Here is an 11,091-nt window from a genome sequence, read left to right as displayed (position 1 = left end):
TCACGGGTCGAATCATCGGCCGGATCACGAGGCGCCCGATCGGAAGGCGACGCCGCTGCATGGCTGTATCGGGTGCGTGCCGCCTTCGAACTGGAATGGTGCTCGGGTGCCCGGCGTGGCGTTGCGGGAGCCGGTCATGGTGACCGAGCGCGTGGCGGTGCTGGATCTTGGGGCTGGCGTCGCGCCGGCTTTGCGGCCTCCGCGAGAGGCCTGATCGTCGGGTGCCGATGCACCCCGATTTTCAGGCTTTTCCAAGGATATACCAATGACTCGATATAGGTTGCTCGCGGCTGGTGCCGTGAGGGCGATGCTGCTTGCGGGCGGTGTCGTGGGGGCGTTGCTGCCCGTCGGCGCGGTGGCGCAACATTCCACGTCCATGCCGGGCATGGCGCCGGGTATGACGATGCCGGATGCGGCTGCCAAGAAGACGGTGAAGACGGTCAAGTCGCGGCCGGCTAAGGCTGCCCCGGCCGCTCGGACGTCGCAGTCTGGGGGTGCGGTCGATCATTCGACGATGGACCATTCGGCGATGGGCCACCCTGCTCCGGTCGCGCCGCCGACTCCGGTCGCGCCTTCGGCGATGCCGGACGCCATACCGGGGATGGATCATGCGCAGATGGATCACTCGGCGATGCCTGGGATGGCGATCAATCATAGTGCCATGGATCATGGCGCGATGGATCATGGGGCGATGGGGCACGCGATGATCGTGGACCCCGCCTATCGCGCGGCGTCCGATGCGGCGGTGGCGAAGATGCCGGCGGGGTCGGCGATGGCCGGGATGGCGATGGGGACGTCCGCCGGCTTCTACAGCCAGGGTAGCGGGACGTCGCGACTGCCGGCCGCCGAGGGGCCGATGCGTGGGTATATGACGCAGGCGGGCGAGTGGATGCTGATGGCGCATGGCTATGCGTGGGGCGTCGCGACCGACCAGGGGGGCCCGCGCGGCAAGAGCGAGGCGTTCGTGCAGTCGATGGCGATGCTGATGGCGGATCGCGATCTTGGCGACCGCTGGCATATCCAGCTGCGGGCGATGAACAGCCTCGAGCCGCTGATGGGTGCGCGCGGCTACACCAATCTGTTCGCGACCGGCGAGCTGGCGAACGACCGCCCGCTGGTCGATCGGCAGCATCCGCACGACCTGTTCATGGAGCTCGCCGCGAAGGTCGATTACCGGCTGGGGAACGGCAACACGCTGTTCCTGTACGGCGGGCCGGTCGGCGAGCCGGCGCTGGGGCCGAGCGCGTTCATGCACCGCGGGTCGGCGCGGTATCAGCCGATGTCGCCGATCACGCATCACTGGTTCGATTCGACGCATATCACCTACGGGGTGGTGACGGCGGGCTATGCGACGCCGAAGTTTCAGCTGGAGGCGTCGGCGTTCAAGGGGCGCGAGCCGGACGAGCATCGCTGGGGGATCGAGGCGCCACGGCTCGATTCGTGGAGCGTGCGGGGGACGTGGACGCCGTCGCCGTTCTGGGCGGTGCAGGTGAGCCATGGGCGGCTGAAGGAGCCCGAGGCGCAGCATCCGGGCGAGGACGAGAACCGATCGACCGCGAGCGTGCAATATGCGCGGGGCGGGCTGGCGACGACGTTTGCGTACAGCCTGAAGGACCGCGTGCCGGGGGAGAAATTGAGCGCGTTCCTGGCGGAGGTCAATTACGAGCTGACGCCGCGGCATGCGGTGTTCGGCAGGCTCGAGAACGTGGCGAACGACGAGCTTTTTCCCGATCACGACGATCCGCTGCATGATCGGAAGTTCCGGGTGACGAAGGCGGAGGTCGGGTATGCGTACCGGGTGCCGATCGTCGGGCCACTTGGGTTGGCGCTGGGGGGGACTGTCGCGGCGTATGCGAAGCCGGCGGCGCTGGAGGCGGCTTATGGGAAGACGCCGGTGAGTTGGACCTTGTTCAGCAAGCTGGCGGTGGGGTTGTAGGTTTTTAGCCAATAATTATCCCTCCCCGGCGGAGGCCGGGGTCCAGTTGGGTAGGTCGGAATAACGACGGGCAACGCGTATCGGCGATGTCCCCCAACTGGGCCCCGGCCTTCGCCGGGGTGGTGCTGCTCGGTGGGGTGGTGCTTTCCATTGGGCGGCCAGATCCACGCCGCGAACGGGTTTCCCTCCTCGGTCGTGCCGGGTAGGGATCGCGGGAAGTCGGCACCTGCTCGGGACGAACGGTTATGATGAAGACGACTGTGCTCGCATTTCTGGGGCTGGCACTCGCCGGGTGTGCGTATCCGTACACGCCCCCTGCCCTTGCGCCGATCACCGCGCCTGCCCCCGCATCGACCGCGGCGGCTGCGATGCCGGGCGAAACGCGCGCGCCGGTTCCGATTCTCGTGTCGATCGACGGGTTTCGGCCGGATTATCTCGACCGCGGGGTGACGCCGAACCTCAACCGGCTGCGCGCCGGCGGCGTGTTTGCGAGCATGCGGCCGTCGTTTCCCAGCGTCACGTTTCCCAACCACTGGACGCTGGTGACGGGTCTGCGGCCGGATCGCAGCGGGATCGTAGGGAACAGGATGGAGGATCCGGCGCGACCGGGCGAGACGTTCACGATGACGACCGACGATCCGTTCTGGTGGAACGAGAGCACGCCGATCTGGGTCGATGCGGAGAAGGCGGGGATCCGCACTGCGACGATGTTCTGGCCGGGCGCGAACGTCGCGGTCGGGGGGACCGCCAAGCCGAACAGCCATGGTGCGATCGAGGGCGGCACGCGGCCGGAGGACTGGCAGCAGTTCAACCAGCAGGTGTCGGGCACGCAGCGCGTCAACGCGGTGCTCGACTGGATGCGGCGGCCGGCGGCGATCCGGCCGAAGCTGGTGACGCTGTATTTCGATACGGTCGACAGCGCGGGGCATGCGGGCGGGCCGGACAGTGCGGGCGTGACTCAGGCGGTGGCGGATGTGGATGCCAGCATCGGCGCGCTGGTCGACGGGCTCGCCGCGCTGGGGCAGCCGGCGAACCTGGTGATCGTCGCGGACCACGGCATGGCGGCGACGAGCAGCACGCGCGTCGTGGCGCTCGATACGATCGCGGACAAGGCGGATTATCGCACCGTCGAGATGGGGCCGTACGCAACCCTGTTCGCGGTGCCGGGGCATGAGGCAGCGCTGGAGGCGCAGTTGCTGAAGCCGCACGATCACCTGCAATGCTGGCGGAAAAGCGAGATTCCGGCGCGATTCCATTATGGGCGCAATCCGCGGGTGCCGAGCTATCTGTGTCTCGCCGATGTCGGCTGGCGGGTGGATGCGAGTGCGCCGACCCGGGCTTCGGTCGGCGGGATGCACGGATACGACAACATGGCGCCGGAGATGCGCGCGCTGTTCATCGCCAACGGGCCCGCGTTCGCTCGCGGCAAGACCATTCCGAGCTTCGACAATGTCGCGATCGAGCCCTTGCTGCGCGACCTGATCGGGTTGCCGGCCGAGGCGGGGCTGGACGGCACTGCGGCGCCCTTCCAGAAGGTGATGCAACGATAAGAGGAGAGGTTCGCGTGCAGTATTTCGAGGATATCGAGGTTGGTCGGACCGCGTCGTTCGGTTCCTATGCCGTCACCCGCGAGGAGGTGACCGAGTTCGCCGCAAAATACGATCCGCAGCCGTTTCATTTGTCCGACGAGGCGGCGGCGCAGACGCATTTCGGGCGGTTGTCGGCGAGCGGTTGGCATACGTGCGCGATGACGATGGCGATGCTGGTCGCGCATCTGAAGGAGAACAGGCAGGCGGGGCTTGGGTCGCCGGGGATCGACGAGTTGAAGTGGGTGAAGCCGGTGTATCCGGGGGATACTCTGCGCTGCGAGAGCGAGGTTCTGGAAAAGCGCGTGTCGGCGAGTCGGCCCGAGATGGGGATCTTCAAGAGTCGGATGCGGGTGTTCAATCAGGACGACGTGATGGTGATGACGTTCGTGTCCAACGGACTGGTCGCGACGCGCCCGACGGAAGCGCCGGCCGGCTGATTTGCGAGGTATCGCGCAAACGAACGCCGGCTGTCGAACTGATGCAGTATTGTTCACGCGAAGGCGCGAAGGCGCGGAGAGTTTTAGTATGACAGAGTTGCTTGGTGAGGTTCTTCTATTGAGAGGAGGTCACCCTCCTCTCGCCCACTACAACTCTCCGCGCCTCCGCGTCTCCGCGTGAAACCTAACTCCTTCTCTTCGCGCCCTCGCGCCTTCGCGTGAACCAATCTACGCTAGTTAACGAGGCGTGCGAACGCCGCCGGGATTGCCGCCACGGAATCCACGGTTGCCACCGCCGAAGCTGCGACCCTGGGTTCCGCGATTCTGGCGGTATTCACGCCGATCCTGACGGGCCTCGCCGCGATATTCCTGGCGTGCTTCGCGACGTTCGCCGCGGAACTGGCCCGGCGTGATCTGGCCGTTGCGGAGTTGGCCGCGATCCTGGCGGCGATCCTGGCGGAAATCGCGATTGGCTTCGCGACGATCCTGGCGATATTCGCGCGCCGCGGGGTTGTTGCCGCGGGCGAAATTGCCCCAGTTGCCGTTACCGCGATAGTTGCCGCGACGCCCCTGCCAATAGCGCTGCTGGTTGCCATTCCAGCGATAGGGGCGACGGTTGCGATCGTAGACGTAGACGCCCGAACCGGGATAATAATAGTCACCGTTCCAGCCGTAATAGGAATTCAGGCCGCCATAGCCTGCGAACCCGTCATAGCCTGCACCGTAATAGCCGCCGCCATACCCGCCTCCGTAATAGGGGTCGCTGGCATAGCCGAGGCCAGCGCCGCCATAACCGTAACCGTCTGTGCAGCCGGCGACGCCCAATCCGAGGCCCAGGGCTAGGCCGATAATGCCGAAGCGTTTCATAAACATGGAAATTCTCCCGTACGCGGAGGGCGGACACAACGCGCCGCCATTCGTCGCACAACGGAGACAGTATGTCGCAAGTTCCATGAACGGGGTCTGACGGGATTTCGTACCGGGGGTGGGAATGGGGTCTGACGGGGTTTTGGGTTCGGCAGGAGCTTGGAAGGACCGGGACACCTCGCCCTACTGTGCCCTCGCGTATGCGGGGGTCCAGGGTGACGGCGCGCCGCGGTATTTAGCTGGGCCCCCGCGTCCGCGGGGGAACGGTTTGGGAGGGTTGCTTCCCCGGCGGAGGCCGGGGCCCAATTGGAATGGCGGAGGTGACGACGCGATGTCCTCCGTTGGCGACGTTGCCCAATTGGACCCCGGCCTCCGCCGGGGGGGTGCTTTAGTAGGCGGCGTACGACTGCCTTACGAGCGGACGCATGCGGCAAGGATGGGCGCGCGACCCGCTCGCGGCGGGCGATCAGTGGCCGGGGAAGTGGATCAGGGCGGAGGCCTCGATGCCGTCCGAGCGGAGCGCGTCGGCGCCGCCGAGCTCGGGCAGGTCGACCAGGAACTGGGCTTGCGTGACGACCGCGCCGGCCTTGTGGAGCAGGCGGACGGCGGCGCGGGCTGTGCCGCCGGTGGCGATCAGGTCGTCGACCAGCAGGACGCGCGCGCCGGCGGCGAAGGCGTCGGCGTGGATCGCGATGCGGTCGGTGCCGTATTCGAGCGCATAGTCCTCGGCGATGGTCACGCCGGGGAGCTTGCCGTCCTTGCGGATCAGCAAGACGCCGGCCTTGAGCGGTGCGGCGAGCGCGGCGGCGAACAGGAAGCCGCGGGCCTCGATGCCGGCGATCAGGTCGACCGGCCCCGAGACCGCCGCGACCATGCGCTCGATCGCGGTCGCCCAGCCGTGCGGGTCGAGCAGCAGCGTCGTGATGTCGCGGAACTGGATGCCGGGCTTGGGGAAGTCCGGGATGGTGCGGATCAGCGCCTTGAGGTCGGCATTGCGCTCTTCGGTATCCAGCATGGAGGCTTCCTTCTCTCCGCACGAGGGCGGCGGATGCGCCGGGGCGCGACGCTGCGCTACGGCCGAAACGAAAGCGGCGGACAAGGCACCCTGCCCGTCCGCCGCTCCCTGTATCCGTGCGCCCTTACCGCGGGAGCCCGCCCGCCATCAATGCTTAACGTCGCGCCAGACGTTCTGGTACGCGCCCCAGGCAAGGCCGCAGAAGATCAGGATGAAGATGATCGACGCGAACCCGGCGGCATGGCGTGCCTCGAGGTTGGGCTCGGCGGTCCAGGTCAGGAACGCCGAAACGTCGGTCGACATCTGGTCGATCGTCGGCTTGGTGCCGTCCGCATAGGTCACCTGACCGTCCGAGGTCAGCGGTGGCGGCATCGCGATGTTGAGGTTCGCGAAATACGGATTGTAGTGGAGACCCTCGGGCGTCTTGATGTCCGGGAATTCCTTCAGCAGCGCGGCGGGCTGCGTCGTGTAGCCGGTCAACAGCGAGTGGACGTACGCGGTGCCCTCCTCGCGCGCCTTGGTGATCAGCGAGAGATCGGGCGGCAGCGCGTTGTTGTTCGCGGCGCGGGCGGCGACCTCGTTCGCGAACGGCGACGGGAAGCGATCCGACGGGATGTTCTTACGCGTTGCCGCTTCGCCGGTTTCAGGATTGATCGAGGGCTGCTCGATCACCCACTGGCTGGCGATCGCCTTAACCTCGGGCTCCGAATAGCCGATCTTCTGCAGATCGCGGAACGACACGAGCCGCAGCGAGTGGCAGGCGGCGCAGACTTCCTTGTAGACCTGGAACCCGCGCTGGAGCTGGCGACGGTCGAACTTGCCGAACACCCCGTTGGAGGCGAGCTCGAGTTCCTTGGGGTGCTTGTGCGCGACGCTCTCGGCGGTCGGCGCGACGGGATCGGTGATGACCCCCGCGACGCTGCCGAAGAGCGCGATGCCGAGCACCAGCACGAAGGCCGCGCCGACGATGGATGCGATGAGACGAACCATGTGTGTGTCCTCGAGTTCGTATCAGTGCGCGGCGTGCGGTGCAGGCGACGTCGTGGACGTCGCAAGCGCGGTCTTGGCCGGGCTGGTGCCACCGTGGTTGGCCAGAACGGCCTCGGTGATCGAGTTGGGCAGCGGCCGCGGACGCTCGGAGCGCGAGATGATCGGCAGGATGATCAGGAAATGCGCGAAGTAATAGGCTGCGCAGATCTGGCTCAGGATAACGTAGGTCGCCGTCGCCGGTGCACCGCCGCAATAGCCGAGGATCGCGATGTCGGCGACCAGCACCCAGAACGCGATCCGTGCCTTTGGCCGGTAGTTCATCGAACGGACCGGCGAGCTGTCCAGCCAGGGCAGGAAGAACAGCAGCAGGATCGAGCCGAACATCGCCAGCACGCCCCAGAGCTTTGCCGGCAGGATGAAGTCCGCGGTGAAGGCGCGCAGGATCGCGTAGAACGGCCAGAAATACCATTCGGGGACGATGTGCGCGGGCGTCGAGAGCGGGTTCGCCGGGATGTAATTGTCCGGGTGGCCGAGATAATTCGGGAAGAAGAACAACAGGCTGGCGAAGATCAGCAGGAAGATGCCGAGCCCGAAGCCGTCCTTGGCGGTGTAATAGGGGTGGAACGGGACGGTGTCCTGCTCGCCCTTCACGTCGACGCCGGTCGGGTTGTTCGAGCCCGGGATGTGCAGCGCCCAGATGTGCAGGATGATGACGCCCGCGATCACGAACGGCAGCAGGTAATGCAGCGAGAAGAAACGGTTCAGCGCGGCGTTGTCGGGTGCGAATCCGCCCAGCAGCCAGATGCGGATGGTATCGCCGACCAGCGGGATCGCCGAGAAGAACCCGGTGATGACCTGCGCGCCCCAGAAGCTCATCTGCCCCCACGGAAGGACATAGCCCATGAACGCGGTGGCCATCATCAGCAGGAAGATGACCACGCCGAGCAGCCACACCATCTCGCGCGGTGCCTTGTACGAGCCGTAATACAGCCCGCGGAAGATGTGCGTGTAGACGACGATGAAGAACATCGAGGCGCCGTTCGCGTGGGCGTAGCGCAGGAACCAGCCGGCGTTGACGTCGCGCATGATGCTCTCGACCGAGTCGAAGGCGACCGTGCCGTTGGCGGCGTAGTGCATCGCCAGCACGATGCCGGTGATGATCTGGATCGCCAGCGCGGCGCCGGCGAGCACGCCGAAGTTCCAGAAGTAATTGAGGTTGCGCGGGACGGGATAGCCGCCGCCGAGTGAATTGTAGACGAGCCGGGGAACGGGAAGCCGCTCATCCAGCCACCGCGTCAGCGGCAGCTTCGGTTCGTATTGCTTGGCCCAGGGAAAGCTCATGTCGTTTTCCTCAGCCTACCGTGACGACGGTGTCGGAGTTGAAGGCGTAATCCGGCACATGGAGGTTGGTCGGTGCGGGGCCTTTGCGGATGCGCGCGGCGGTGTCGTAGGCCGAACCGTGGCACGGGCAGAAATAGCCGCCGAACGGGCCCTTGTTCTCACCCTCGCCCGCGCCGAGCGGGACGCAGCCGAGATGCGTGCAGACGCCCAGCGTGATCAGCCAGTTCTTCTTGCCCGCCTTGGTCCGCTCCTCGAGCGTCTGCGGATCGCGCAGCGTCGCAATATCGACCGCGTCGGCCTCGCTGATTTCCTTCGGCGTCAGGTTGCGCACGAACAGCGGCTGCTTACGGAAGCTGGTCTTGATCGCCTGGCCGGGGAGGATCTTCGACAGGTCGATCTCGGTGGTCGACTGTGCGAGCACGTCTGCGCTCGGGTTCATCTGGTTGATCAGCGGCAGCACGATCGCCACCGCGCCGACCCCGGCGAACGAGACGGCGGCGATATTGATGAAATCACGGCGGCGAGGGTCATGGGCCTCTTCGTGAAACGGCTCTGGCGATTCGCCGGGAGGAACCATGTCGTCGACTGTCGCCATTCATCTCGCCCTTGCACGTTATTTTTTTCGTGGCCGACTGGGCTTTCGGTTTCGCGAAACCACATGCCCATTCCGCCCGACCGTCCCCACGGAGGCTGCGATCTGATAGACGGCGGGACGACGGTTTGCCAACTGCATTTTGCTTTGGGTTACCCCCGAAGCCCTGCTGCGCTAGGAGATCGCGCATGCGTATTGCCCTCTATCAGCCCGATATCGCCGGAAATGTCGGCGCCATCCTGCGCACCGCCGCGTGCATGGGAATCGGCGTCGACCTGATCGAACCGATGGGATTCACCTGGAGCGACAAGGCCGTCGCGCGCTCTGGCATGGACTATGTCGGCGTGGTCGACGTGGTCCGGCATGTCGATTGGGACGCGTTCCTGGGACAGGTGACGGGGCGGATCGTGCTGCTGACGACGAAGGGCGCGGTGCGGCTGGATGTGGCCGAGTTTCGCGAGGACGACGTGTTGTTGATGGGGAGCGAGGGGGCGGGCGTGCCCGACGAGGTGCATGCGCGGGCGGACGTGCGGGTGCTGATCCCGATGCGGCCGGGGTTGCGGTCGATGAATATCTCGGTGGCGACGGGGATCGTGGCGGCGGAGGCCTTGCGGCAGACGGGCGGCTGGCCGGCTTAGCTCGGGTGCGGAGCGGTTTCTCGCGCGCCCTTCTGCTCCCCCCCCTGGAAGGGAGGGGTCGGGGGTGGGTCGGCCGGCTTAGGCCACCCGACGTCCGGATATGCGGAACCCGACCCACCCCCAGCCCCTCCCTTCCAGGGAGGGGAGCGAGAAGTATCGCGTGTCTTTCATGCGTCGCTTGCTGGCGGTAAGACGCCCCCATGATCGAACTCGACCCCCAGCAAGCCGCCGCTCGAACCTGGTTCGAATCCCTGCGCGATCGCATTTGTGCCGAATTCGAGGCGATCGAGCGGGAGGCGGGGTCCGAGGCGGCGTTCGAATACACCCCGTGGGACCGGATCGATCCGTCGGGCGAACCTGGCGGTGGCGGGGTCCGTGGGGTCATGAAGGGCAAGGTGTTCGAGAAGGTCGGCGTCAACGTCTCGACGGTCGGCGGCACTTTCGAGGGCGATTTCGCCAAGTCGATCCACGGTGCGGGCGATGATCCGCGGTTCTTCGCGACCGGGATCAGCCTGGTCGCGCACATGACCAACCCGCACGTGCCCGCGGTGCACATGAACTGCCGCTTCCTCAACACCACCAAGCGCTGGTTCGGCGGCGGCGGCGATCTCAACCCGCCGCTGCCGATCGAGGAGGATACCGCCGACTTCCACGCGACGATGAAGGCGGCGTGCGATGCGCATGACCCGGCCTATTACGAGCGGTTCAAGGAGTGGGCGGAGACCTATTTCTATATTCCGCACCGGAAGGTGAGCCGGGGCGTGGGCGGGATCTTCTTCGATCATCTCGACGGCGACTTCGAGACCAACTTCGCGTTCACGCGCGATGTCGGCGAGGCTTTCCTCGATGCGTATCCAAGGATCGTGCGGCGGCGGATGGATACGCCGTTCTCCGCCGCCGACGAGGCGCAGATGCTCGAATGGCGCGGGCGCTATGCCGAGTTCAACCTCGTCTATGATCGGGGCACGCTGTTCGGGCTCAAGACCGGCGGCAACATCGATGCGATCCTGATGAGCCTGCCGCCGCGCGCGACCTGGTCTTGATATGGCGCTGATCCCGGTTGCCGACGACGTCCTCGCGACGATCGTCACGACGCTGGAGATGCGCAAGCGGCCGCCGCTGCGGCCGAGCCCGGGGTCGCGGTTGCGGCTGGTGCGGTGGGAGCGGCCGGCGCTGGAGAAATATCGGGCGCTGTTCCGGCGGGTGGGGAGCCCCTGGCTCTGGTACTCGCGGCTGGTGATGGCGGACGATGCGCTGGCGGCGATCGTCCATGATCCGGGGATCGCCGTGTATGCGGTGCTCGATCCGGCGGGGATCGAGGTCGGGATGCTCGAACTCGATTTCCGCGCGGGCGGCGCGTGCGAGATCTCGTATTTCGGGTTGATCCCGGAGCTTGCCGGGCAAGGTCATGGCCGGTGGCTGATGGCCGAGGCTTGCGCGCGGGCTTGGGCGAAGGGGGTGGAGCGGGTGTGGCTGCATACCTGCACGCTCGATCATCCGAGCGCGCTGGGGTTTTATCGGGCGCAGGGGTTCGTGGCGGTGAAGCGGACGATCGAGACGTTTCCGGATCCTCGGGCGACGGGGGTGCTGCCGGCGGAGACGGCGCCTCAGATTCCGTATCTGGGGAAGCGGGGGTAGGCGTGAGCCACTTCGTCAACCGGGATTGGTAGTTGGTATGAGCTTTGT

Annotated in this window: 11 protein-coding genes and 1 pseudogene; 7 read left to right on the top strand and 5 right to left on the bottom strand. The window is 66.2% G+C overall.

Annotated elements, in window-relative coordinates; all coding sequences use genetic code 11:
- From NLI89_RS21085 to NLI89_RS21070, 4 genes and pseudogenes are all read left to right on the top strand, one after another.
- Positions 1 to 214, top strand: a pseudogene (locus tag NLI89_RS21085) (hypothetical protein); the annotation flags it as partial.
- A gap of 51 nt (positions 215 to 265) precedes the next feature.
- Positions 266 to 1,936, top strand: a complete 1,671-nt coding sequence (locus NLI89_RS21080) for a hypothetical protein (RefSeq protein ID WP_254688720.1) — start codon at positions 266 to 268, stop codon at positions 1,934 to 1,936.
- A gap of 248 nt (positions 1,937 to 2,184) precedes the next feature.
- Positions 2,185 to 3,486, top strand: a complete 1,302-nt coding sequence (locus tag NLI89_RS21075) for an ectonucleotide pyrophosphatase/phosphodiesterase (RefSeq protein WP_439144556.1) — start codon at positions 2,185 to 2,187, stop codon at positions 3,484 to 3,486.
- Between the two features lie 14 nt (positions 3,487 to 3,500).
- Positions 3,501 to 3,962 (top strand): MaoC family dehydratase, encoded by a 462-nt coding sequence (locus NLI89_RS21070; protein ID WP_254688718.1) that lies wholly within the window; start codon positions 3,501 to 3,503, stop codon positions 3,960 to 3,962.
- A 237-nt stretch (positions 3,963 to 4,199) separates the two neighbouring features.
- On the opposite strand, the gene NLI89_RS21065 is transcribed toward NLI89_RS21070, so the two are convergent.
- The 5 genes from NLI89_RS21065 to petA form a co-directional block, all read right to left on the bottom strand.
- Positions 4,200 to 4,835, bottom strand: coding sequence for a hypothetical protein (locus tag NLI89_RS21065; RefSeq protein ID WP_254688717.1), 636 nt, complete (start codon positions 4,833 to 4,835; stop codon positions 4,200 to 4,202).
- A gap of 460 nt (positions 4,836 to 5,295) precedes the next feature.
- A complete protein-coding gene (locus tag NLI89_RS21060) occupies positions 5,296 to 5,844 on the bottom strand; it encodes an adenine phosphoribosyltransferase (protein WP_254688716.1) in 549 nt (182 codons plus the stop codon).
- Between the two features lie 147 nt (positions 5,845 to 5,991).
- Positions 5,992 to 6,834, bottom strand: coding sequence for a cytochrome c1 (locus NLI89_RS21055; protein WP_254688715.1), 843 nt, complete (start codon positions 6,832 to 6,834; stop codon positions 5,992 to 5,994).
- 21 nt (positions 6,835 to 6,855) lie between these two features.
- Positions 6,856 to 8,175 (bottom strand): cytochrome b, encoded by a 1,320-nt coding sequence (locus NLI89_RS21050; RefSeq protein ID WP_254688714.1) that lies wholly within the window; start codon positions 8,173 to 8,175, stop codon positions 6,856 to 6,858.
- A gap of 10 nt (positions 8,176 to 8,185) precedes the next feature.
- Positions 8,186 to 8,752: a ubiquinol-cytochrome c reductase iron-sulfur subunit gene (gene petA, locus NLI89_RS21045; protein WP_254688722.1), complete on the bottom strand. Its 567-nt coding sequence runs from the start codon at positions 8,750 to 8,752 to the stop codon at positions 8,186 to 8,188.
- Between the two features lie 203 nt (positions 8,753 to 8,955).
- On the opposite strand from petA, the gene NLI89_RS21040 reads away from it, so the two are divergent.
- From NLI89_RS21040 to NLI89_RS21030, 3 genes are all read left to right on the top strand, one after another.
- Positions 8,956 to 9,405 carry a tRNA (cytidine(34)-2'-O)-methyltransferase gene (locus tag NLI89_RS21040; RefSeq protein WP_254688713.1) on the top strand — a complete coding sequence of 150 codons (450 nt, stop codon included), beginning with the start codon at positions 8,956 to 8,958 and terminating at the stop codon, positions 9,403 to 9,405.
- Between the two features lie 200 nt (positions 9,406 to 9,605).
- Positions 9,606 to 10,448, top strand: a complete 843-nt coding sequence (gene hemF / locus NLI89_RS21035; protein WP_254688712.1) for an oxygen-dependent coproporphyrinogen oxidase — start codon at positions 9,606 to 9,608, stop codon at positions 10,446 to 10,448.
- Between the two features lies 1 nt (position 10,449).
- Entirely contained in the window at positions 10,450 to 11,043 is a 594-nt protein-coding gene (locus NLI89_RS21030; protein WP_254688711.1) for a GNAT family N-acetyltransferase, read from the top strand.
- Positions 11,044 to 11,091: the final 48 nt, after the last annotated feature.

It is taken from the genome of Sphingomonas faeni (assembly GCF_024273235.1).
GTDB classification, from domain to species: domain Bacteria; phylum Pseudomonadota; class Alphaproteobacteria; order Sphingomonadales; family Sphingomonadaceae; genus Sphingomonas; species Sphingomonas faeni_A.
The sequence above is the reverse complement of the archived record's forward strand: the minus strand, read 5'-3'. Positions and strand labels throughout refer to the sequence as shown.

Bases quoted from the DNA above. Each gene is read 5' to 3' on its own strand.
- NLI89_RS21080 (WP_254688720.1), top strand. From the start codon at position 266: ATGACTCGATATAGGTTGCTCGCGGCTGGTGCCGTGAGGGCGATGCTG.
- NLI89_RS21075 (WP_439144556.1), top strand. From the start codon at position 2,185: ATGAAGACGACTGTGCTCGCATTTCTGGGGCTGGCACTCGCCGGGTGT.
- NLI89_RS21065 (WP_254688717.1), bottom strand. From the start codon at position 4,835: ATGTTTATGAAACGCTTCGGCATTATCGGCCTAGCCCTGGGCCTCGGA.
- NLI89_RS21060 (WP_254688716.1), bottom strand. From the start codon at position 5,844: ATGCTGGATACCGAAGAGCGCAATGCCGACCTCAAGGCGCTGATCCGC.
- NLI89_RS21055 (WP_254688715.1), bottom strand. From the start codon at position 6,834: ATGGTTCGTCTCATCGCATCCATCGTCGGCGCGGCCTTCGTGCTGGTG.
- NLI89_RS21050 (WP_254688714.1), bottom strand. From the start codon at position 8,175: ATGAGCTTTCCCTGGGCCAAGCAATACGAACCGAAGCTGCCGCTGACG.
- petA (WP_254688722.1), bottom strand. From the start codon at position 8,752: ATGGTTCCTCCCGGCGAATCGCCAGAGCCGTTTCACGAAGAGGCCCAT.
- NLI89_RS21040 (WP_254688713.1), top strand. From the start codon at position 8,956: ATGCGTATTGCCCTCTATCAGCCCGATATCGCCGGAAATGTCGGCGCC.
- hemF (WP_254688712.1), top strand. From the start codon at position 9,606: ATGATCGAACTCGACCCCCAGCAAGCCGCCGCTCGAACCTGGTTCGAA.
- NLI89_RS21030 (WP_254688711.1), top strand. From the start codon at position 10,450: ATGGCGCTGATCCCGGTTGCCGACGACGTCCTCGCGACGATCGTCACG.